Raw genomic sequence first — 22,588 nt, 5'->3', positions numbered from 1 at the left:
GTTGTTTGTCGGGAACGCGCATTACGGCGATTATAGCAAAGCTGCTAAAATGCCGGCCTTATCCAATAATCCAGTCATGGCTATGAAAAAGATACTGATTTCAGACAAGCTTGCGGAAGACGGCATTAATTTCTTGAATGTCCAGGACGGTATACAGATACATATCCAAACCGGCTTAAATGAAGACGAGTTGTGCGAGATTATTCCGGAGTTCGACGCCTTATTGATTCGCAGCGATACTCAGGTGACAGCTAAAGTTTTAAAAGCTGCGACTCGCCTGAAGGTGGTTGGGCGTGCCGGCATAGGGGTCGATAATGTTGACTTAAATGCCGCTACTGAACAAGGCGTTATCGTAATGAATACGCCTGATGCCAATGCCACCACGACCGCGGAACTCGCTATCGCGCATATGTTTTCCTTGAGTCGCAATCTACCGTTTGCCAATCAATCGGTCAGAGACGGCAAATGGGAGCGCTCTAAGTTGATGGGCGCCGAAATTGCTCATAAAACTCTGGCAGTGCTGGGTTTTGGTACTATCGGCCGGATAGTCGCGCAACGCGGCAACGGTTTGGGAATGCGGGTGATCGCTTATGATCCGTTTGTGGCGCCGGATGTTTTTGCCATACATGGCGCGGAAATGGTCGACTTGGAGACCCTGGTTAAACAAGCCGACTATTTGACTCTGCATTGCCCTTTGCTGGAAAAAACCAAAAACATTATCGGCCGGGAACAATTGGCGATGATGAAAAAATCTGCACGGTTGATCAATTGCGCGCGCGGCGGCTTGGTTGACGAATCGGCATTATATGATGCTTTGAAAGACGGCCGGATCGCTGGCGCCGCGCTGGACGTTTATGAGCAAGAGCCCCCCAAGGATTCGCCACTGCTTACACTGGATAATGTGGTATTTACGCCGCATTTGGGCGCTTCGACCAAAGAAGCGCAAGTCGCTGTCAGTGTCGAGATCGCCCGTCAGGCCGTTAAATACTTGCAAACCGGTGAAGCCGTAAATGCGCTGAATCTGCCTAGGTTGTCCGCAGAAGAATTGACTAAGGCTCAGCCATTTATGAACTTAGCCAACATTCTTGGCAAAGTTCTGGTTGGCCTGATCGATCAGCCTATTCAAAGGCTGGAAGTGGCGGTATTCGGTAAGGCCGCAGAAGTGAAAATTCGGCCGATTTCCGCGGAAGCGATGGTCGGTTTGCTGGGTGGGCAACTTTCCACGCCGGTCAACCGGGTTAATGTCGAGAATATTGCTAAACGCCAGGGGATTGCGTTGATTGAGTCGCAGACCGAGGAATCGGAAGGCTATCAGTCTCTAATCAAAATTACCGGGCACTGCGCCGATAAGTCGGTATCTCTGGCGGGAACGTTGTTAGGAAATCAACATCCACGCTTGGTCAGTATCAATCATTTCGAAATTGAAGTGGTGCCGGAAGGCGCGTTACTGATCACTCGCCACGATGATAAGCCGGGCGTGATTGCGGCGATTAGCTCGATCTTGGGCGTTGCCAATATCAATATTACCCGCATGCAAGTCAGTATCGCCGACGAACATCAATTGGCGATGATGGTCATCAGCATCTCTGATCCCTTAAATGAACAAGTATTGAAATCGGTTTGTGAGGTGCCTGCGGTGCACACAGCAAGGCAGATCGCGTTATGAGTTTTGAAGTTGTTTGTTTCGATTGCGACAGTACGCTGAGCCGGGTCGAAGGTATCGATGAATTGGCTAGGCGTAACGGTTTATTCGAACAGGTTGCGGCGTTAACCGATGCAGCCATGAACGGCGAATTGCCTCTTGAGGATGTCTACGCGAACCGACTGGATTTGATCAAGCCCGACCAAGCCGCGATAAACTGGCTCGCCGAGTTGTATATTGCCGAAATGGTTGACGGTGTCAGCGACACAATTAAAACCCTGCAAGCCAATAATAAGCTGATCCACATCATAAGCGGCGGCTTGCGGCAGGCGATACTACCTTTGGCGGAGCAACTGGGCATACCGGAAGCGCATGTGCATGCGGTTGATGTGCTGTTTGACGAAGACGGTAATTACCAGGATTTTGCCCGACACTCGCCGTTGGCCGTCAGTGGCGGCAAAGCCCGGATTTGTCGCCGACTGAGGATGCATCATTCGTCCTTGGTCATGATAGGCGATGGCAAGACCGATCTGGAAGCTAAATTGGCCGGTGCCTATATGATCGGTTTCGGCGGTGTAGTCCGCAGGTCGTTGGTGGAAGAGCAAGCGGATAGCTACGTCTCGGATGCTTCGTTAGCGGCTATATTGCCGCTAGTATTGTAAGCAAGGGTCGATAAGCCGGCGGGACGATGGTAAAATTTCCAAATTTTTAGCAGATTCAGAGAGATAGAATGGCTGGGCATAGTAAGTGGGCTAACATCAAGCATCGCAAAGGCGCGCAGGACGCAAAACGCGGCAAGATTTTTACCAAACTGATTCGCGAGATTACCGTGGCCGCAAAAGGATCGGGTGGCGGTGATCCCGCCAATAATCCGAGTTTGCGTACCGCTATTGATAAAGCGCTTGGTGCTAACATGAAGCGCGATACCATCGACAACACCATCAAAAAGGCCATCGGCGCGGTCGATGGCGTGGTTTACGAAGAGGTGCGTTACGAAGGTTATGGTCCTGGCGGCACGGCGGTGATGGTGAATTGCTTGACCGATAATCGCAATCGTACCGTCGCCGATGTCAGGCACGCCTTCTCTAAGGCTGGCGGCAACTTGGGCACGGACGGTTCGGTGGCTTATATGTTTCGCAAGGTCGGTATTATCAGCTTCGCCAATGGTGTTGATGAAGACGCAGTGATGGAAGCCGCGATGGAAGCCGGGGCCGAGGATGTGGTCACCAACGACGATGGTTCTATCGATGTGTTTACCACCCCCGAAGACTATATGACCGTCAAGGAAGCTATGCTTGCTGCGGGCTTCGAGCCGGAAAACGCCGAAGTGACGATGCATGCCGACGTTAAGACTGAATTGGATAGCGAATCCGCCGAAAAAATGCTGAAGCTGATCGACCGTTTGGAAGATCTGGACGATGTGCAAGACGTTTACTCGAATGCCGACATCAGCGATGACATCATGACTGCGCTCGATGCCTAATCACACCGCAAAATTACTCGCACCAATACACTGTTGACCAGAATTTTAGGTATAGATCCCGGCTCGCGCATCACCGGATACGGTGTGGTGGAGTCGACATCGCGCGGTATTCGCTACGTAGCGAGCGGCTGCATTCGTATCAAATCCGACGAATTTCCCGAGCGCTTGAAGCAGATTTTTGATGGTGTTAGCCAGGTGATTGAGTTGTACCGTCCTGAGCAAATGGCCATAGAGCAAGTGTTTATGCACAAGAATGCCGATTCTGCCCTGAAGCTAGGGCAAGCGCGCGGCGCTGCGATTTGCGCCACCTTAAATCGAGATCTGCCGGTTTTCGAATATGCGGCTAGGCAAGTTAAACAGGCCTTGGTAGGCAAGGGCAATGCCGATAAGCAGCAAGTGCAGCATATGGTGAAAATTTTGTTGAGCATTCAAGGTGACATGCAGATCGATGCTAGCGATGCATTGGCGATTGGCCTGTGTCATAGCCACTATCAGGAGACCGCGATGCGTTTGCAGAAGGCGATTTCATGATCGGTTTTTTATGCGGTAAATTGATTTACAAAGCTCCTCCGCAACTGTTGTTGGACGTACACGGTGTCGGTTACGAAATCGAAGCGCCGATGAATACCTTTTACGACCTGCCGGCATTGGGTGAAGTAGTTAAGCTGCATACCCATCTCGTGGTTCGCGAGGACGCGCATATCCTGTTCGGTTTTGCCACGGAAAGCGAACGCATGCTGTTCAGAACCCTGATCAAAGTCAATGGCGTCGGCCCCAAGCTGGCGTTGACTGTTCTGTCCGGGCAAAGTACCGAAGAATTCTATCGTTGCGTCCATGATAACGATGTAAAAGGTTTGGTGCGATTGCCGGGCGTCGGCCAAAAAACCGCCGAACGCTTGATTATCGAAATGCGTGGTCGTTTACCGGAACTAAACAAACTAACAGCAGCTAGTGATAGCCCAAGTTCACTTCCCGGTTCGGCAGCAAGTCCCAAGCAAGAAGCGATTAGCGCGTTGTGTGCTTTGGGTTATAAGCCAGCGGACGCGGCGCGGATGGTGCAAGCGGTTGCTGCGGAAGATAAAAGCTGCGAGGACATTATTCGTCTGGCGCTGCGCGGTGCGGTTAAATGATTGAAAGCGACAGATTGGTTACTGCGCACGGTAATAATGACGAAGAGCGAGTGGACCGAGCCATTCGCCCCAAGCGCTTGAAAGACTATGTCGGGCAAAAAGAACTCCGCGAGCAGATGGAAATCTTTATCCAGGCGGCGGTAACGCGCTCTGAAGCGTTGGATCATGTGTTGATTTTCGGCCCGCCGGGTTTGGGGAAAACCACGCTGGCCAACATCGTGGCTGCGGAGATGAATGTCAACATTCGTCAAACCTCGGGTCCGGTGCTGGATAAAGCCGGCGATTTGGCGGCTTTGCTGACCAATTTGCAAGCCCATGATGTGTTATTCATCGACGAAATCCATAGGCTCAGTCCCGCGGTGGAAGAGGTGCTGTATCCGGCTATGGAAGACTACCAAATTGATATTATAATAGGCGAAGGCCCGGCAGCCCGCTCGATTAAGCTGGATTTGCCGCCATTTACGCTGATAGGCGCGACGACCCGAGCCGGTTTGTTGACATCGCCTTTACGCGACCGTTTCGGTATCGTCCAACGCCTTGAGTTTTACACCGTTGAGGAACTGGCCAGTATCGTCAGTCGCTCCGCAAAACTATTGAATATCGGCATGGACGGCGGCGGTGCCGACGAGATCGCCTGCCGTTCGCGAGGCACGCCGCGCATCGCCAACCGACTCTTACGTAGAGTGCGCGATTTTGCCGAAGTCAAAGGCAACGGCACGGTGACTCGTGAGATTGCCAAACAAGCCTTGGATATGCTGAAAATAGACCAGCAAGGCTTTGATATGCTGGATCGGAAATTACTGACAGCCATGATAGAACATTTTCAAGGCGGTCCGGTTGGCCTGGATACGCTGGCTGCGGTAATCAGCGAGGAACGTGGCACGGTTGAAGACGTGTTGGAACCTTATTTACTGCAGCAGGGTTTTATAATGCGCACCCCCAGGGGGCGAGTGGTCACGCATAAAGCATACAGTCATTTTGGCCTGCCCGCGCCCAGGCAGCAAATCGGCAGCGATGACATCTTTGACATTTAATAATTCGTTAAGAGACGAATGAAAGAATTTAACTGGCCGGTACGAGTATATTACGAAGATACCGATGCGGGCGGCGTAGTGTTTTATGCGAATTATTTGAAGTTTTTTGAACGGGCCAGAACCGAAATGCTGCGTAGTGTGGGTTTTGAGCAGGATAATCTTCTAGCCGAACAAAATCTGATTTTTGTAGTCCGTTCCGTGAAAGTAGACTATTTAAAACCTGCCCGCTTCAACGAACTGTTGGACGTTAGTGCAAAAGTTATAGAGTACAAAAAAACTAATTTTACCTTTGAACAAGCGATCACCCGGCAACAAGATATTTTATGCACGGGTGAAATCCGGATTGCCTGCCTTGATGCGCAAAGCATGAAGCCCAAACTTATTCCCTCTGCTATTTTGGAACATTTAAGCTAATGAATACCGATTTATCCATCCTGACGCTGGTCAAAGAAGCCAGTATCGTCGTGCAGTTTGTTATGTTCATTCTGTTATCGGCATCGGTTGCGTCCTGGACCTTCATCTTCTCCAAACGGAAAGAATTGAAACAGGCCATAGCCATTACCGACGATTTCGAAGAGGAGTTTTGGTCTGGCGTCGGTTTGGCCGAGTTGTATAAAAAGATGTCCAGCGACCGGTTCGAGCCGGAAGGTATCGAAAAAATCTTTCTGGCCGGCTACCGCGAGTTCGCACGGATGCGCCAGAAAGGCGATGTCGAACCCTCTGTCCAGGTCGAAAGTGCGCAACGGGCCATGCGTATCGAATTGTCCCGCGAGTTGGATAGGTTGGACGAGACTTTGCCGTTTTTGGCGACAGTCGGTTCTACCAGTCCGTATATCGGTTTGTTTGGCACTGTCTGGGGCATCATGAACTCGTTCCGCGCTTTGGGCGAAATTAAAAATGCTACCTTGGCGAATGTCGCTCCAGGTATTTCCGAAGCGTTAATTGCTACCGCGATCGGTTTGTTCGCGGCGATTCCAGCGGTAATTGCCTATAACCGCTTCTCTACCCGTTTGGATCGCTTGGCCGGCCGTTACGAGTTATTCGTCGACGAGTTCGTGGTATTACTACAAAGACAGGCGCACAGCAAATGAATGTGGGCGGCAGCAATCGTAGATCGCGAAAAAAACGCGGGGTAATGGCCGAAATCAACGTCGTACCCTATATCGACGTTACCTTCGTGCTGTTGATGATATTCATGATTACCGCGCCGCTGGTGCAAACCGGTGTCGATGTCGAGTTGCCGCAAGCCGAGGCCGAGTCTGTGGATTTACAAGATCAGGTGCCGGTGATCGTTTCGATCAAAAAGGACGGCAGTTTATACGTCGATATTGGCAATGGCGATGAAGAAGCCGATACGCCTGTCGATGTCGATACCGTTAAAACCAGAGTAGCGGCGGTATTCAGAAATAATCCCAAAGCCCAGCTCTACGTGCGTGGCGACCATGAAGTGGATTACGGCAGTATCGTCAAAGTGATGGTTGAGTTGAAGAAAACCGGCGCCCCCAAAGTGGGCTTGATGACCGCGCCGCCGCCAGACAGCAAATAAACACCACCATGAAAAGTTTTAAACCTTCGCTCGCGCAGGCGATAGCGCTACATATTCTGATTGTGTTGTTGTTCAGTTTCAGTTTTCTCACCGAGACTGACGACGCGCAAATGTCGCCGCCCGCGGACATTATTGAAGCGACTGTATTGGACGGTGCGGAAATCGATGCGGAAGCCGAGCGCTTAAAGCAGAACGAAACAAACAAGCAGCAAGCCGAGAAACAGCATCAAGAGCAACTGGAAAACGCCAGAAAAGCCGAAGAGCAGTTGTTGCAGCAAGCTAAAAAGCAACGTGTGCTTGAAGAGCAAAAAATTCAGGAAGCCGCTGAAAAGCGCAAGCAGGAAGCATTAGAAGAAAAGAAGATGCAGGAACAGCTCGCTGCGAAGCGTAAGGATGAGGAAAAAAAGTTAGAGGAGGCCAAGGAACGGCAAGCTCTGGAACAGAAAAAAGCCAAGGAAGCCGCGGAAAAGCAGAAACAGGCCGAACTGGACAAACAAAAGGAAGCAGCGGAAAAGCAGAAGCAAGCCGAACTGGAAAAACAGAAGGAGTTGGCGGAAAAACAAAGGGAAGTAGAGAAACAGAAATTGCTGGAAAAGCAAAAACAACAGGAAATGGAACGCGAAGCCAAGTTGAAGGAACAAAAACTGGCGGAGGAAGCGCGCGAGAAACAGCAGGAAGCCGAAATCAAAAAGCTGGAGCAGGAAAAGAAGTTGCAGGAACAAAAAGCTCTGGAGCAGCAAAAAAAGCTGCAGGAGCAAAAGATCGAGGAGGCCAAGCGCCAAGAACAAGCAAAACAAGCGGAAGCCAAGGCCAAAGCGGAAAAGGAAAAGCAGTTAGCTGACGAAAAAGCTAAAGCCGAAAAAGAAAAACAGGCTGCGCTTAATGCGGAAAAAGCCAAGCAAGCCGCCGAGGCTGAGGCCAGGGCCAAAGCGGAAAAAGATAAACAACTCGCTGCCGAGAAAGCGGAGAAAGAACGCCAAGCCAAAATAGCGGCGGAAAAAGCCGAAAAAGAACGCATGGCTGCCGAAGCGGAAGCCAAAGCCAAGGCTGAAAAAGAACGTCAGGCCAAACTGGCTGCGGAAAAGGCAGAGAAGGCTGAGAAAGAAAGACTTGCTGCAGAAGCGGCGGCAAAAGCCAAAGCAGAACAAGAGCGCCAAGCTGCGATAGCGGCGGCTGAAAAAGCGGAAAAAGAACGGCAGGCTGCGGAAGCAGCCGCGGCGGCTGCGGCAAAAGCGGCATCGGATAAACAGGCTGTTGATTCTGCCAAACAGATGATTGCGCGCAAAGTCGAAGGCGCCTGGACGCGGCCGATCAACGCAACGCAAGGCTTGAGATGCACAATTCAGGTAAAATTGTTGGCTAGTGGTGATGTGATGGACGCTGTGGTAATTGGTAGTAGTGGTGATCCGATTTTTGATCGTTCGGCGGAGAATGCAGTGAGAAAAGCCTCGCCTTTGCCGGTACCACAAGATAGAAATTTATTTAATCAGGAATTTAGAGTTTTCACCTTTGTGTTTAAACCGGAATAATCAGTAAAACGGAAACGAGAGAATGATGTTAATCACAAGAATGTTAGTCGGCGGCATTTTGGCTGGGATGTTTACAGTGGCGCAGGCGGCCGGTTTAACCATAGAAATTACCAAAGGTTCGCAAACTGCGGTGCCTATCGCCATCGTGCCGTTTGCTCAACAAGGTTCTATCGGCAATGTTAAATTGTCCGATGTGATCAGTTCTGATTTGGGTGGCAGCGGGTTTTTCAAAACCTTGTCCGAAGACGATATGCTGACCAAGCCCAGCGAACCCGAGCGGGTTAATTTCAAGGATTGGCAGGTACTAGGCCAAGACTATATGGCGATAGGCCAAGTGGTCGGTAATGGTGGCAGCTACAACATCCAGTTTCATTTGTTTAATGTGCATAACGGCCAGTTATTGATGGGTTACCGTTTGACGGCCGGCGCTAACGAATTGCGTCGTGCCGCGCATCACATCAGTGATCTGATTTACGAAAAACTGACCGGCCGCAAAGGCGCATTCAATACCCGGATTGCTTATGTCACCAGCGTGCGCCGCGGCAATGGCAAGCAGTTCATGCTGCAAGTGGCCGATGCCGATGGTTATAACCCCCGGACTATTGCCGAATCTCCGGAACCTATTATGGCGCCGGCTTGGTCGCCTGACGGCAGCAAAATCGCTTATGTATCCTTCCACACCAAACGTTCGGAAATCTGGGTGCAGACTTTGGCGACGGGACAACGTGAAAGCGTTTCCTCTTATCCGGGCATCAACGGTGCGCCGGCTTTTTCACCGGACGGTAGTCGTCTGGCGGTTACGCTTTCTAAGGACGGCAGTCCCGATATTTACGTTTTGAACTTGGGTAGCCGCTCTTTGACGCGCTTGACCAACAGTTTATCTATCGATACCGAACCGACCTGGTCGCCGGATGGCAGCTCTATCTTGTTTACGTCTGATCAAGGCGGCAAACCGCAGCTTTATTTGATGCCAGCTTCGGGGGGCAAAGCTAGCCGGGTTACATTCCAAGGCGACTATAACGCCAGAGGCCGTTTTTCCGCCGATGGCAGAAGCCTGGCGATGGTAACGGGTAGTGGCGGTGGCTATAAGATTGCGGTTATGGACATGGCCTCGCGCACTGTGAACGTGCTAACCGAGGGTAATCTTGACGAATCGCCCAGTTTTGCGCCTAATGGCAGCATGGTCTTGTTTGCCGCGAATCGCGGCGGCCGGTCGGCCTTATCGGTGGTATCCACCGATGGCGCGATGCAACAGAAATTGGCATTCGAGAGTGGCGAGGTCCGTGAACCGGCCTGGGCACCTTGATTGCAAGCGCGATAGCCCTCACACTATCGCTACCTGAGTTTTAATTAATATTTGGAGAAAATTGATGAGATTTAACAAAACCTATTTGGCTTTGGCCATGACTGCGATTTTGGTAACAACAGGCTGTAGCTCAACCGAAGAAGAAGGTTTGGCCGATTCTACCCAAGGAACTGATGCGTCTACCAGCGGTTACAATGACGGTTCCATGTCCGGCAGCCAATTTGGTTCAGGCAATGGCAGCAGCTTTGGTTCCGGTTCCGGCGCGAATCTGGGGCCTGAGTTTAGCGACCCTAACAATCCATTGTCCAAACAAGTGATTTATTTTGAATTGGATAGCAGCCAAGTCAAACAAGATTACGTGCCGGTGGTAGCAGCGCATGCCCGTTATTTGGCTTCTCACCCTAACCAACACGTGATTCTATCCGGCCATGCCGACGAGCGCGGTTCTAGTGAGTACAACATCGCACTCGGTGAGCAACGGGCAAAATCCGTGGAAAGAATGATGCGTTCGCAAGGCGTTACCGCAAGCCAATTGGAAGTGGTGAGCTACGGTGAAGAAAAGCCCGCTGTTTCTGGTCATGACGAGTCAGCGTGGCAACAAAATCGCCGCGTGGAAGTTGGCTATCAATGAGTAAGCGTGCACTTCTGATACTGACGCTTGGCTCCGGTCTAAGCGCCGGAGCTGTTGCTGCGCCTAACGGTGCGGGTTACCCGGCTGTGAATGCTTATGCGCAGCCGGCCGCCACTGACAATGCTATTTTTGAGGTATTGGGCAGATTGGAGCAGTTACAGTCGGAAGTGCAACAATTGCGCGGCATGGTCGAGGAGCAATCCCAGACCATCGCCGACTTGCAAAGAAAACAAAGCAATATGTACTCCGATCTGGATGATCGGGTGCAGGCGCTTACCGCAGGTGGGCAAACGCCGCCAAGTCAAACGCCAGCTCCAGCTCCTGCCGATACGGCTGCCACTGGACAAGTGCCGGTTATTGCTGCTCAACCCGCTGCGGCGACGGCCCCGGCTACACCAACTCCGGCACCCGTTGCAACTGCGACCCCTGCTCCGGCTGCGCCCGTTGTGGACAATAAGCCGACCACGACAGCGGCACAAGGCAACGAAAAGGAAAGGTATCAATCGGCTTACGACACTTTACGCAATGGCCATAATGCCCAAGCCATCAAAATGTTTCAGGAGCTGCTGAAGGATTTTCCGGCCGGCGAGTTTGCCGACAATTCTCAGTACTGGTTGGCGGAAGCGTATAAGATCAACCGCGAGTTCGACGCGGCGCGCGCCGCATTCAATAAAGTGGTTAGTCAATATCCCAATAGCTCGAAAGTCCCTGATGCCTTGCTGAAACTAGGCTATATCGAATTCGATCTGCAAAACACCGCAAAAGCTCGCGATTATCTGACGCGAGTGACGACCAGTTATCCAGGCACCACTGCCGCGCATTTGGCGGAAAAAAAGCTGGCGCAAATGCCGCAATAAATTGGCGTTGGGATGGAGCAAACGCTACGTATTACCGAAATATTCTATTCACTACAGGGTGAAGCGAATACGGTGGGGTTACCCACCGTATTTATTCGCTTGACCGGCTGTCCCTTGCGCTGTTCCTATTGCGATACCGCTTATGCCTTTGCTGGCGGCGAGAAACTCAGCATCGACGACATTCTCCTGCAAGTTGGCCGTTACGACACCCGCTATGTCACGGTAACCGGCGGCGAACCTCTAGTGCAACCGGGCTGCAATCCTTTAATGGTCAGACTGCTCGATACTGGTTACCAGGTTTCGTTGGAAACCAGCGGTGCATTGGATGTGTCGATGGTTGACAGCCGGGTCAGTAAAGTCATGGATTTGAAAACGCCGAGCTCCGGAGAGCTTGAGCGCAATCGCTATGACAATATCCAGTATTTAACGTCCCACGATCAAGTCAAGTTCGTGATTGCCGATGCTGCCGATTACCAATGGGCCAAGCAACAACTTGAGTTGTATCGCTTAGTTGAACATTGCCAAGTATTGTTCTCGCCGGTGATGGATGTGATGTCGCCGACCGAGCTGGCTGAGCGTATTTTGGCCGACCAACTGCAGGTTCGGTTTCAAATTCAATTACATAAATTTCTTTGGAACGACGCGCGTGGAAAATAGCAGCAGTTCCAGGCCGGCCATCATTTTACTGTCCGGCGGTCTGGATTCAATAACAGTCCTGGCACTTGCCAAACAACAAGGGTTTACTTGCTACGCTCTGAGTTTCGATTATGGCCAGCGCCATAATGCCGAATTGGAAGCGTCGAGGAGGATTGCCAAGCATTACCAGGTCGCCGACCATAAGATTATCAATCTCGGCTTGAGCGCAATAGGTGGTTCCGCGTTGACAGACGCTCGGATCGATGTGCCGACTTCACCGCAAGCCGGTATTCCAGTAACGTATGTGCCTGCCAGAAATACTATATTCCTGGCATTTGCCCTGGGTTGGGCGGAAGTGGTGAACGCTCACGACGTATTCATCGGCGTGAACGCCGTCGATTATTCCGGTTACCCCGATTGTCGGCCAGAATTTATCAAAGCTTTTCAAGATATGGCCAACCTGGGCACCAAAGCCGGGGTGGAGGGCCATAAAATTCAAATTCACACGCCGCTGATAGCACTTAGTAAAGCCGAAATTATTCGACAAGGTCTGGCGCTTGGCGTCGATTATGCCGATACCGTTTCCTGTTATTCAGCGGATATCAAAGGCAGAGCCTGCGGTGTGTGCGATGCCTGCAGATTGCGGGCGGCCGGTTTCCAAAATCTGGGTGTGACCGATCCAACTCATTATCGACCTAAATAACCGGGGTTGACGCGCATTTATTGGAAACTCAAATAGCACGGGGATTTATTTGTCGGCTAAGCTATAAATAAATTTATCGTCGATCTGAGGGTCTTTCAGTATGCAAGTCAATCAAACCAAGTCCCAATTTGTCGCCGTGGCTTCCATAGCCGCCGAATTGAGCGCGGTGATGGAAGTGGCCAAGGAAATTTCTCTCGCGGCAGCCAATGCCAAAGCGATTGCTTTCAGGGCCGGTGAAAAGGCCAAGGGCTTCCAACCCATCACGGACTTCATAAACGAATTGGCCAAGGATACGATCGAATTGGTCAATAACATCAACGAATACGCATTCCATCTTTATCGTCTGACAGTCAATGAACAGCGCATGACCGAAGCATGCAGACGCTTCGAGAAAGTGGGGCAGTTGGCTGTCGGAGCCAGATATGCCGATTCCTTAGCCACCCCATTGCAGGAAGTCAGGCTAAGAACGCAGATTTGTCATCGAGAGTTTATTATCCAGGTTTCGGAATTACTGATTAAGTTGGCGGATGTGATGCATCCGGCTAGGGCGGCTCGGGTGATTGCTGCCAACTCCCGGATAGAAGCTTCGCAAGCGGGAGAGTATCTGCAAAGTCTGCAAGCGGTCGCTGAAAGCGTCGATAACGCCGCGCAAATAATCAACGACAAAGTACATAAATGCCGGAGTGCATTGACGATTATAAATGTCGCCGAATAGCGCACCCATCAAACCCAGTATGGCCAAGAGGTAAAGTTAGCATGAGAATGACCAAAATTTATGAGGGCGCCTATCAATGGATAATGTTTGGCCGCGATGCACATAAGCCCGAGAAAATCATTGATACCAACCAATATATGGTAAGGACGGCCAATCGCTGCCTTTTGATCGATCCCGGCGGCATAGAGCTGTTTGCGCCAATGCTGGCGGCGGTATTACACCATGCGCCGGTCGAGGAAATTACTGATTTGTTCGCCTCGCATCAAGATCCGGACATCATTTCATCTTTGGGTTTATGGGATCAAGCGCTGCCCAATGCCAAGCTGCATGCCTCAGCATTATGGGAAGGTTTTTTAAGGCACTTCGGCTGCGAAACTATCGAATATGTCCCGATTCCCGACCATGGCGGAGTCATCAATCTCGGTACTACCGAATTGCAGATTGTTCCCGCTCACTATTTGCATGCCTCCGCTAATTTCCATATTTATGATCCACACGCCAAAATCCTGATGTCCGGCGATGTCGGTGCAGCCTTGGAACCGCCTGGAACGCCAGTATTTGTGGACAACTTCGATATGCACGTCGATAAAATGCGTTTTTTCCATCAGCGTTGGATGCCCTCTAATCAAGCTAAGCGCGCCTGGATTGATCGGGTCAGGAAGTTGGATATCGACATACTGGCCCCGCAACATGGTCGGATGTTCAAAGGCGATGATGTGAAGCGTTTCTTAGATTGGTTCGAGGCCCTACAAGTCGGGATTGCCGTATAAAACAAGCATTTGCCGAAAATTGGGTTTATAATCCGGCCATTACGAGCCCCCGTCGCGAGACGGGGGTTTTTTGTTAGTGAGAGTAGTTGAGGTATCTCATCAAGCATGGCGCAAAAACTTTATATACAGACTAACGGCTGTCAAATGAACGAATACGATTCCGATAAGATGCGGGACGTATTGATCGCATCGCACGGCATGGAATTGACCGACATTCCGGAACAAGCCGATGTGCTGCTGCTAAACACTTGTTCGATCCGCGAAAAAGCTCAGGAAAAGGTATTTTCCGCCGTGGGGCGCTGGAAAAAAATCAAAGATAAACGTCCCGGTGTGATTATTGGTGTTGGTGGCTGCGTAGCCAGCCAGGAAGGTGCGGCCCTGCAAAAGCGCGCGCCGTATGTAGACATTGTGTTTGGTCCGCAAACCCTGCACCGCTTGCCTGAGTTGTTAAACCAAGCACGTAGTGGCGGTAAGCATGTAGTCGACATTTCTTTTCCCGAAATCGAAAAATTCGATAATTTACCGGAACCGCGTGCGGAAGGCCCCAAGGCCTATGTATCGGTGATGGAAGGGTGCAGTAAGTACTGTACCTATTGTGTCGTGCCGTACACTCGCGGTGAAGAAGTCAGCCGGCCGCTGAACGATGTGATTGCTGAAATCGAAACGCTGGCTAGACAAGGTGTGCGCGAGATCAATCTGCTCGGCCAAAACGTTAATGCTTATCGCGGCGCGATGGAAGACGGCGATGTGGCTAGTTTTGCGCTGTTGTTGCATTGCGTTGCCGCTGTCGATGGTATAGACCGTATTCGTTTCACTACATCGCATCCTTTAGAATTCACTGACGATATTATCGAAGCGTTTGCCGAGATTCCGCAGCTGGTCAATCACTTGCATTTGCCCGTGCAGAGCGGCAGCAACCGCATTTTGGCGGAAATGAAGCGTGGTCATAGGCGCGAAGATTATCTGGAAATCATGCGCAAGATGAAAGCGGTGCGGCCAGGCATCAGTTTGTCGTCGGATTTTATCGTCGGCTTTCCCGGTGAAACCGAAGAAGATTTTGAAGATACCATGGCCTTGATCGAGGAAGTCGGTTACGACCTGTCTTACAGTTTTATCTTCAGTGCCAGACCGGGCACGCCGGCGGCCAACTTTGCCGACGATGTCAGCATGGCTGTTAAGGAGCAACGCTTGAAACGCTTGAAAGACCGCCTGAACGAAATGTTCATGGCTATTTCGGAGTCGATGATCGGTAGCGTGCAAAGTGTGTTGGTGGAGGGCATCTCCAAGAAAAACCCGTTGCATCTAACCGGGCGGACCGAAAATAACCGCGCCGTCAATTTTGCCGGGCATCCGCGCTTGATCGGGCAGTTCGTCGACGTGTATATTGCCGAAGCCTTGCCCAATTCGTTACGGGGTCGCCTGGTGGAATCGTCCATCGAAAAAATCCAGCAGACCGCCTAGTGTTGAACGCCAGCCTTTTTTCGCAAGAAATTACCCTGTTACCCGCCGATGCGCAACGCCTGTCCAATTTTTGCGGACAGTTGGATGCGCATATCCGCCAAATCGAGCAACGCTTACAGGTGGAGATCGCCAATCGCAGCAATCATTTCAAGGTCACGGGTGTCGATGCTGCGGTCAAAGCGGCTTGTGCGGTGATTCAGAAATTGTTCGAATTGACCGAGCGGGAAGAAATCACTCCGGAGCAAGTGCATTTGAGTTTGCAGGATGCCAGTATCGACCAGTTACTACAGGCTGCGCCGAGCGTGAAATCGGAGCCGGTGGCGATTAAAACCAAGCGCGGTGTAATCAAGGGTCGCGGTTTTAATCAGCAGGACTATTTGCGCAAGATCATTTCGCATGACATTAATTTCGGTGTCGGTCCCGCGGGTACCGGTAAAACCTATCTGGCGGTCGCGTGTGCGGTTGATGCGTTGCAAAATGAGACCGTGCGGCGGATTATTTTGGTACGGCCGGCGGTGGAAGCGGGCGAGAAGTTAGGTTTCCTCCCAGGCGATATGGCGCAGAAAGTCGACCCCTATTTGCGGCCCTTGTACGATGCGCTATACGACATGTTGGGTTTCGAGCGCGTCGAAAAATTGCTGGAAAAAAATGTCATCGAAGTGGCGCCCTTAGCCTTCATGCGCGGTAGAACCTTGAACGACTCGTTTATTATTCTGGATGAGGCGCAAAACACGACGGTGGAACAAATCAAGATGTTTTTGACCCGGATCGGTTTCGGTTCCACTGCCGTCATTACCGGCGATGTTACGCAAATCGATTTGCCCAACGAAAAAATGTCCGGTCTGAAACATGTGTTGAAAGTGTTGAAGGATGTGGACGGTATCAGTTTTACCTTTTTCGGCGTGCGCGACGTGGTTCGGCATCCGTTGGTGCAGCGCATCGTCGCCGCCTACGAGCATTACGAAAAAGAGCACATGCCGTCGGCGTAGTCTATGAATTATATCGACATGCAAATTGCTACTTCGGCACCTCATCCCGAACTCGAGCAGTTTCAGCAATGGGTGGACGCCGGGCTAGCAAGCTTTGAGGATGATGCGGACTGCGAGTTGGTGATTCGTTTGGTCGACGATGTGGAAAGCGCAGAGCTGAATCAGCAGTATCGGCATAAAAACGGACCGACTAACATCCTGAGCTTTCCCTTTGAAGCCCCGGCGGGCATGGACATGGACTTGCTGGGCGATTTGGTGATTTGTGCACCGCTGATAGGGCTGGAAGCTGCGCAGCAAAATAAATTGCCCGAGCACCATTGGGCGCATATCACTATACACGGCGTATTGCATTTGCTAGGGTATGACCACATAGAGGATCAGGATGCCGAACAAATGGAAGCATTAGAGATTGAGATTTTGAGCAAATTAGGTATAGCAAACCCTTATATGGAGGATGGAAAGCAATGAGCGATGGTAACCCCCCGAGTAGTCAACCCCATAAGAGTTTGATCGAGCGCATCGGTCATTTTCTGAGTGGGGAGCCGCAAGATCAGGAAGACTTGCTGGAAATATTGAGAGAATCGCAAGAAAAACATCTGTTAGACTCCGACGCACTGGCCATGATGGAAGGCGTGATGCACGTGGCGGAGATGCGGGTCAGAGACATCATGATTCCGCGTTCACAAATGGTCGTCGTTCCTAGGGAAGCGGAACTGGAAACCATCTTTCCTTTAGTGGTCGAATTTGCTCATTCCCGTTTTCCCGTCATCGAAGAAGATCGCAGCAAGGTGGTTGGTGTTTTGCTGGCCAAGGATTTACTGGCTCATGCTTTAAAGGATAAAACCCTGAAAGTCGAGGATGTCATGCGCCCGGTCAACGTGGTGCCGGAAAGCAAACGTTTAAATGTGTTACTAAAAGAATTTCGCACCGAGCGCAACCACATGGCCATCGTCGTCGACGAATACGGCAATGCCGCCGGCTTGGTGACGATTGAAGACGTCCTGGAGCAAATCGTCGGCAAGATTGAAGACGAACACGATGACGACGAAGTACAAGAATTTATTTCTCAGCGTAGCGAGAAAGAATTTATCGTCAGCGCGCTGACACCCATCGAAGAATTCAACGATTATTTTTCCGCCGCATTGGAAGACGACGAATACGACACGCTAGGCGGTTTAATCGTGCAGCGTCTAGAACATTTTCCGAAGAAAGGCGAGAAGGTGGAGCTGGACGATTTCTGTTTCGAGGTATTGCGGGCCGACAATCGGCGAGTGCATTTACTGAAATTGAAGATCAAATAACTGTGTTCTGCGCGCTGGTGCCTGAGGCATTAAGCATTAGTAGTTCCTCGAACGCATCGGCCGGCAGGGCTTTGGAGAATAAATAGCCCTGCCCATAGTCGCACTCCGCTTCCAGCAGTAGCTGGCGTTGTTGTTCGGTTTCTATGCCTTCCGCGATGACTTTCATCCCCAGCTTGTGCGCCATGACGATAATCGCTTCGCAGAGAATTTTGTCGCTGGAATTCGGCGACAAATTGCCGACGAAAGACTGATCGATTTTCAGATAATCGATATCGAATTTCTTCAGATAAGCCAGCGACGAATAGCCGGTGCCGAAATCGTCCAGCGATACTTGTATCCCTGCGTCTCGAAAAGCCAGTAATTGATCTTTCACCACATTACTGGCGTCCAGCAGCAAGCCCTCGGTAATTTCCGCGACGATGCTTTGTCCCGGCAGCTCAAGTGTTTGCAAGTATTCCAGCCAAGTGCCGTGGGACTGGTCGTCGTAAAACTGCATCGGCGACTTGTTGACGCTGATCTGAAAGTCCGGATGGTATCGGGCACGCCATTGTTTGACCTGTCCTGCCGCTTGTTTAAATACCCAAGTACCGATTTCGGCAATCAGGCCTATATCTTCGGCAATATGCACAAATTCGCTGGGGCTGACCATGCCCCGTGTCGGGTGTTGCCAGCGGATCAGCGCTTCGGCTTTATGGATGGCGCCGGATCCCAGATCCACGACCGGCTGGTAATATACTTCAAATTGGTTGGCCTCCAAAGCATGGCGCAAATCGTCGGCAATCAGCATGCGCGCTAGAGCGGCTTCCTGCATTGACGGAGTGAAATAACAATAGCGATTACGGCCCTGGTGTTTCGCTGCGTACATTGCCTGATCGGCGTTTTTTATTAAGGTATCGATTCTCTCGGCGTCCTTCGGGTACAGGGTGATGCCGATACTGGCCGAGATGTAGGCCACTTTGCTTTTCAGCTGAAAAGGTTCGGCGAGTCTTTGCAGGATGTTTTTGACCACCCGTTCGGCATCCTCAGCATCATCAAGTTCGCCGAGGATGACTGTGAATTCGTCGCCGCCCAATCGGGCGACAGTATCGGAATCGCGTACGCAATGCAGCAGCCGTTGTGAGGCATCTTTTAACAATAAATCGCCCATATCGTGACCCAGCGTATCGTTAACTTCCTTGAAACGGTCCAGATCAAGCAATATCAAAGCGACCTGCAAGCCGCTGCGATGTGCCTTTTTGATTTCTTGATCCAGCCTGTCATGAAACATGCGGCGGTTGGGCAGGCCGGTGAGCGGATCGAAATTGGCTTGGGTCCAGATCAGTTCTTCGGACTGCTTCTTTTGGGTGATGTCGGAAAATAACGCAACTCGCCGCTGCGGCAGGCCATCCGCGCTAAATATGGTATTGATGGTCAGTTGCTCAGCAAATATCTCGCCGTTCTTCCGACGATTCCAAATTTCGCCTTTCCAGTGACCGCTACTGTTGATGGCTTGCCACATGGCTTGATAAAACTGTTCGCCCTGCCGCGCCGAGTTCAGAATGTTATGGTTTTTACCGATGACTTCGTCCAATGTGTAGCCGGTCAAAGCGGTGAAAGCCGGATTGACATTGATAATCATGCCTTGTGCGTCGGTCACGGCCATCGCTTCGCTGCTGTTCTGATAGACTAAGGACGCCAATTGCAGTTCTTCATTGCTGCGGCTGCGGTCGATTGCAATGCCGGCCAAATGCGAGGCCTGTTCAATCATCTGAATATCGTCTGCTCCTGGCTCTGCGGGATGGCGCTGGTAAATACCAAAAGTACCCAACAATTGGCCGGACGCGCCACGTATCGGCTCAGACCAGCACGACCCTAAACCAGCCCTAGCCGCAAGCTCGGTAAACGGCGCCCAATAAGTATGGTTTTGAATATCTTCGACAATCACTCGCTGGCCGAAATACGCAGCCGTACCGCATGAGCCGACACCGGGGCCTACGTAAAGGCCGTCTACAGCAGAATTGTAGAAGTCGGGTAGATGCGGTGCAGAGCCTATGAACAAGCGATTACCTTCGTTATTTAATAGCAATATCGAACAAATTAAGTCAGGATTTTGGGCCTCTACACCCAATACCACCGCTTGCAGGATCTCCGGCAGTGCCGCGCCTTTGGATACTAATTCCAGCACATGGTTATGGGCGCGCTCACGATTGGCCGCTTGTTGGCGGTCAGTAATATCCATGGCTATGCCGATGATACCGACCGTTTCTTTGTTGATGTCTTGCAATGGCGTGCGGGTTATTTGTATGGTGTGCCGTTTGCCATCGGCAAATTTTATTTGCTCGAGGGACTGATGTGCTTGATTTGCTTGCGCTAAACACGCTTGATCGGCACTTAAAAAACGGGCTGCGATCTCCGCGCCGAACAACTCGGCCAATGGTTCGTTGGCAATTAAACGGGTTTCCGGCAGGCCAAGGGCATCGCAAAAAGTATGGTTCACAAACAAAAAGCGCGTATCAAGGTCGGCCAACCAAATGCCGACGGGGGCGTTGTCGAGAATGGCATGCAACTTAGCTTCGGAGGCATGTAACTCGGCTATTTGCGAGTTTAATTGTTCGGTCATCGACATGAAACTATTCGCCAGATAGCCGATTTCGTCGTTACGATGTGTCGGTAACCCGGTCAGCGGCGTGCCCAGCTTGAATTGACCGATGGCGGTGGTCATCGAATTGAGCGGTTTTGCCAGGACGCGCGCCAACATTAGCGAAATTGCACTTGCCAGCAGGCTGAACAACAAGGTTATTTCGATAACGCTCACTCCCAGAGCTTTACTTTCCTGCAAAACGTTTTTCAGCGGCGTATATAAACCCAGCATGGCGAAGCGTCCGCTGCTTTCCGAGCCCAACGGCAGTTTTACGAAAGCGGCGAGTGAAGAAGCGGCCAAACTTTGCGTATCGCTGGTCGCGAATACCGAATGCGCTTGTTTGCCAGCCAGAATCGCTTTTACGTTCGGGATGTCTTCCTGAATCAGGAAACTGCGGCCGCTCTCAAATCCAAAGGTTTTTGCCGCGTCGGGGTGAATTAAATAGTCCCCTCTGTCGTTGCTGAGCAGCAATTCAATATCGTCGGGAATATTGCCGCGTACTTGCTCGAATAGCCCTTGTAAATCGACATTGATGACGATCACTGCGATGGTGGCGTTGGCCGACTTGATCGGCATCGCTATCCGCAGTGTGGGTTTGCCGAATCCCAGGTGCGTGCCTAATTCCTGATTTAAATTGATTTCCGAAACGTAATATTGCTCCGCAGCCAGCGGCACGGTTTCGAATACGTAAGGAAAATGGTTTTTCTCTTGTAACTGCGCGTCGGCAATCACTTTGAGGTTGTCTTGATCTCTATCGACTCTGACTAATTCCTTGCCGTAATGCTGCGTGTCGATCAAACGGATTTGACTGTATTCGGGATGGGCATTTAGCAAGCTGACAAAAATCTCCGCCAATTGATTTTTACGTATGCCCAACTTTGCGTCAGGTGTTGCCGAGACCATGTCGGCGCTGACCGGCAAATTGCTTAGAAACTTGACGTTGCTGGCGGTAGCTGCCAACGCATCGGCAAATCGGTTTCCCACGGCTTGGGTGTCGTTGAGCAGCTTATCCTTGGCGGTTCCCACCAGCATGGCTCGGCTGCGGTCGTAAACATAATAACCGGTCAGGCCTGTCGATAACGTGCCTAGCAGTGCCAGCCAGAAACCCAATTTTATGCCTATGCTGGAGCGCACTCAGAATGCCTCGGGCGCTTCGCCGGAAATGATTCTATCCCATAGCGTTTTGCGCGCTAGCGGATTGAGTATCGGTTCCAGCCAAATGATGGGTTGGTTTTGGGTGCTGTCGTTCTCCGGCGCTGTAATGGTGTTTGCCAAGCCGTGTTGCTGGGTTAGCGTTTCGCTGACTGCTTTTTCCAAGGTGTAATTGATCCATTTTTCTGCTAACTCGGGGTTCCGGCTATTTTGGGTGATGGCCCAGCAATCCAGCCAGGCCAGCGCACCTTCGCGGGGAATCACATAACCAATGTCTGCACCTGCTTCGCGCAGAGCTTTCAGTTGCTGGGTGCCGTAATTACCGAAAATCAAGGCTATATCATATTTGACAAACAGCCTGGTCGCTTCTTCGGCGGTCGCGTAAAAGGTCAGCACATTACGGCGTAACTTGGCCAATTCGTGAGCAGCCTGTTTTAGCTCGGGATCTGTCATCCGGAAGGGATTGGATACGCCCCTTAATAAGCCGACTATGGAGAAATTGTGATTACTGGCGTTAAAAGCCAATACTCGGCCCCGATAGGCTGGGTCCCACATAGCCGACATGGATTGGGGGGGAGTGTTAATGAGTTTGCGGTTATAGATCAGCCCCATTTCCGAGTAGGTGTAAGGGACAGCATACGTGTCGTTCCCGCGAACCAGGCCGGGGATGGCTTGCAAGTTTTGGAAACGCGGCAACTGCCGGGCATGGTTGGGAATATTTGTCATGCTGATCGGCCTGCTCAGGCCTTGATCGATATAACGCTGCAATTCCGCAGTATTGACAGCAAATACGTCATAGTTGCCACCATTGATTTTCTGCCAAAGGTCGTCGTCGGACGTTACCAGGGTTAACTCTATCGCGACGTCGAACCGCTGCTGGAATGCCGAAACCACTCCACTATCGGCGTAACCGTCCCAACTAAGCACCCGCAGTGTTTCCTGGGCGGATACCCATCCGGATGTTGCCAGACATATAATCGTAAGAAAATATGTCAGAACGGTGGCGGAACATTTGGCAGTAATGCTCATAAGGCTATCGGCATGAATTTGTCGGGCCATCATAACCAATAAGTATGCGCTTTC

At 51.2% G+C, this 22,588-nt stretch carries 23 protein-coding genes; 21 read left to right on the top strand and 2 right to left on the bottom strand.

Features of this window, described 5'->3' with window-relative positions:
• The first annotated feature begins 82 nt into the window (after positions 1 to 82).
• From serA to JWZ98_RS17955, 21 genes are all read left to right on the top strand, one after another.
• Positions 83 to 1,666 (top strand): phosphoglycerate dehydrogenase, encoded by a 1,584-nt coding sequence (serA, locus tag JWZ98_RS18055; RefSeq protein WP_205451260.1) that lies wholly within the window; start codon positions 83 to 85, stop codon positions 1,664 to 1,666.
• The gene (locus JWZ98_RS18050) at positions 1,663 to 2,304 is read left to right on the top strand and encodes an HAD-IB family phosphatase (protein WP_205451259.1); all 642 of its coding nucleotides are present in this window, start codon (positions 1,663 to 1,665) and stop codon (positions 2,302 to 2,304) included. The genes serA and JWZ98_RS18050 overlap by 4 nt, the downstream gene beginning before the upstream one ends.
• Positions 2,305 to 2,372: 68 nt before the next feature.
• Positions 2,373 to 3,125 carry a YebC/PmpR family DNA-binding transcriptional regulator gene (locus tag JWZ98_RS18045; protein ID WP_171694305.1) on the top strand — a complete coding sequence of 251 codons (753 nt, stop codon included), beginning with the start codon at positions 2,373 to 2,375 and terminating at the stop codon, positions 3,123 to 3,125.
• A gap of 33 nt (positions 3,126 to 3,158) precedes the next feature.
• On the top strand, positions 3,159 to 3,656 hold the full coding sequence (gene ruvC / locus JWZ98_RS18040; RefSeq protein ID WP_033158328.1) for a crossover junction endodeoxyribonuclease RuvC: 498 nt from the start codon (positions 3,159 to 3,161) through the stop codon (positions 3,654 to 3,656).
• Positions 3,653 to 4,255, top strand: a complete 603-nt coding sequence (gene ruvA, locus JWZ98_RS18035; protein ID WP_171694306.1) for a Holliday junction branch migration protein RuvA — start codon at positions 3,653 to 3,655, stop codon at positions 4,253 to 4,255. The genes ruvC and ruvA overlap by 4 nt, the downstream gene beginning before the upstream one ends.
• The gene (gene ruvB, locus JWZ98_RS18030; protein WP_240348370.1) at positions 4,255 to 5,289 is read left to right on the top strand and encodes a Holliday junction branch migration DNA helicase RuvB; all 1,035 of its coding nucleotides are present in this window, start codon (positions 4,255 to 4,257) and stop codon (positions 5,287 to 5,289) included. Before ruvA ends, ruvB begins: the two co-directional genes overlap by 1 nt.
• Positions 5,290 to 5,307: 18 nt before the next feature.
• Complete coding sequence (ybgC, locus tag JWZ98_RS18025; protein WP_205451257.1) at positions 5,308 to 5,703, top strand: tol-pal system-associated acyl-CoA thioesterase; 396 nt, start codon at positions 5,308 to 5,310, stop codon at positions 5,701 to 5,703.
• Positions 5,703 to 6,380 (top strand): protein TolQ, encoded by a 678-nt coding sequence (gene tolQ / locus JWZ98_RS18020; RefSeq protein ID WP_020483188.1) that lies wholly within the window; start codon positions 5,703 to 5,705, stop codon positions 6,378 to 6,380. Before ybgC ends, tolQ begins: the two co-directional genes overlap by 1 nt.
• A gap of 44 nt (positions 6,381 to 6,424) precedes the next feature.
• Positions 6,425 to 6,835, top strand: a complete 411-nt coding sequence (gene tolR / locus JWZ98_RS18015; protein ID WP_225587463.1) for a protein TolR — start codon at positions 6,425 to 6,427, stop codon at positions 6,833 to 6,835.
• Between the two features lie 8 nt (positions 6,836 to 6,843).
• Complete coding sequence (gene tolA, locus JWZ98_RS18010; protein ID WP_205451256.1) at positions 6,844 to 8,364, top strand: cell envelope integrity protein TolA; 1,521 nt, start codon at positions 6,844 to 6,846, stop codon at positions 8,362 to 8,364.
• Between the two features lie 40 nt (positions 8,365 to 8,404).
• Positions 8,405 to 9,670, top strand: coding sequence for a Tol-Pal system beta propeller repeat protein TolB (gene tolB, locus JWZ98_RS18005; RefSeq protein WP_225893123.1), 1,266 nt, complete (start codon positions 8,405 to 8,407; stop codon positions 9,668 to 9,670).
• Positions 9,671 to 9,734: 64 nt separating this feature from the next.
• Positions 9,735 to 10,301 carry a peptidoglycan-associated lipoprotein Pal gene (gene pal, locus JWZ98_RS18000; protein WP_205451255.1) on the top strand — a complete coding sequence of 189 codons (567 nt, stop codon included), beginning with the start codon at positions 9,735 to 9,737 and terminating at the stop codon, positions 10,299 to 10,301.
• Positions 10,298 to 11,158: a tol-pal system protein YbgF gene (gene ybgF, locus JWZ98_RS17995; protein ID WP_205451254.1), complete on the top strand. Its 861-nt coding sequence runs from the start codon at positions 10,298 to 10,300 to the stop codon at positions 11,156 to 11,158. The genes pal and ybgF overlap by 4 nt, the downstream gene beginning before the upstream one ends.
• 12 nt (positions 11,159 to 11,170) lie before the next feature.
• Positions 11,171 to 11,815, top strand: a complete 645-nt coding sequence (queE, locus tag JWZ98_RS17990) for a 7-carboxy-7-deazaguanine synthase QueE (RefSeq protein WP_205451253.1) — start codon at positions 11,171 to 11,173, stop codon at positions 11,813 to 11,815.
• The gene (queC, locus tag JWZ98_RS17985; RefSeq protein WP_033158337.1) at positions 11,805 to 12,497 is read left to right on the top strand and encodes a 7-cyano-7-deazaguanine synthase QueC; all 693 of its coding nucleotides are present in this window, start codon (positions 11,805 to 11,807) and stop codon (positions 12,495 to 12,497) included. The genes queE and queC overlap by 11 nt, the downstream gene beginning before the upstream one ends.
• Positions 12,498 to 12,597: 100 nt before the next feature.
• The gene (locus JWZ98_RS17980; RefSeq protein WP_033158338.1) at positions 12,598 to 13,212 is read left to right on the top strand and encodes a hypothetical protein; all 615 of its coding nucleotides are present in this window, start codon (positions 12,598 to 12,600) and stop codon (positions 13,210 to 13,212) included.
• 41 nt (positions 13,213 to 13,253) lie between these two features.
• Complete coding sequence (locus tag JWZ98_RS17975; RefSeq protein WP_033158339.1) at positions 13,254 to 13,982, top strand: MBL fold metallo-hydrolase; 729 nt, start codon at positions 13,254 to 13,256, stop codon at positions 13,980 to 13,982.
• Positions 13,983 to 14,087: 105 nt separating this feature from the next.
• Entirely contained in the window at positions 14,088 to 15,443 is a 1,356-nt protein-coding gene (gene miaB / locus JWZ98_RS17970; protein WP_051670296.1) for a tRNA (N6-isopentenyl adenosine(37)-C2)-methylthiotransferase MiaB, read from the top strand.
• Positions 15,443 to 16,432: a PhoH family protein gene (locus tag JWZ98_RS17965; RefSeq protein WP_033158340.1), complete on the top strand. Its 990-nt coding sequence runs from the start codon at positions 15,443 to 15,445 to the stop codon at positions 16,430 to 16,432. The genes miaB and JWZ98_RS17965 overlap by 1 nt, the downstream gene beginning before the upstream one ends.
• 3 nt (positions 16,433 to 16,435) lie before the next feature.
• A complete protein-coding gene (ybeY, locus tag JWZ98_RS17960; protein WP_033158341.1) occupies positions 16,436 to 16,900 on the top strand; it encodes an rRNA maturation RNase YbeY in 465 nt (154 codons plus the stop codon).
• Entirely contained in the window at positions 16,897 to 17,733 is an 837-nt protein-coding gene (locus tag JWZ98_RS17955; RefSeq protein WP_033158342.1) for a transporter associated domain-containing protein, read from the top strand. Before ybeY ends, JWZ98_RS17955 begins: the two co-directional genes overlap by 4 nt.
• Here JWZ98_RS17955 and JWZ98_RS17950 read toward each other — a convergent pair.
• Both JWZ98_RS17950 and JWZ98_RS17945 read right to left on the bottom strand, forming a co-directional pair.
• Positions 17,726 to 21,487: an EAL domain-containing protein gene (locus tag JWZ98_RS17950; protein WP_205451252.1), complete on the bottom strand. Its 3,762-nt coding sequence runs from the start codon at positions 21,485 to 21,487 to the stop codon at positions 17,726 to 17,728. The two genes, JWZ98_RS17955 and JWZ98_RS17950, sit on opposite strands and share 8 nt — an antisense overlap.
• The gene (locus tag JWZ98_RS17945; protein ID WP_240348088.1) at positions 21,488 to 22,534 is read right to left on the bottom strand and encodes an extracellular solute-binding protein; all 1,047 of its coding nucleotides are present in this window, start codon (positions 22,532 to 22,534) and stop codon (positions 21,488 to 21,490) included. It abuts the gene before it with no gap.
• Positions 22,535 to 22,588: the final 54 nt, after the last annotated feature.

The sequence above is a fragment of the Methylomonas sp. EFPC1 genome, assembly GCF_016925515.1.
GTDB classification, from domain to species: domain Bacteria; phylum Pseudomonadota; class Gammaproteobacteria; order Methylococcales; family Methylomonadaceae; genus Methylomonas; species Methylomonas defluvii.
This window is presented reverse-complemented; position numbering and strand designations above follow the sequence as displayed.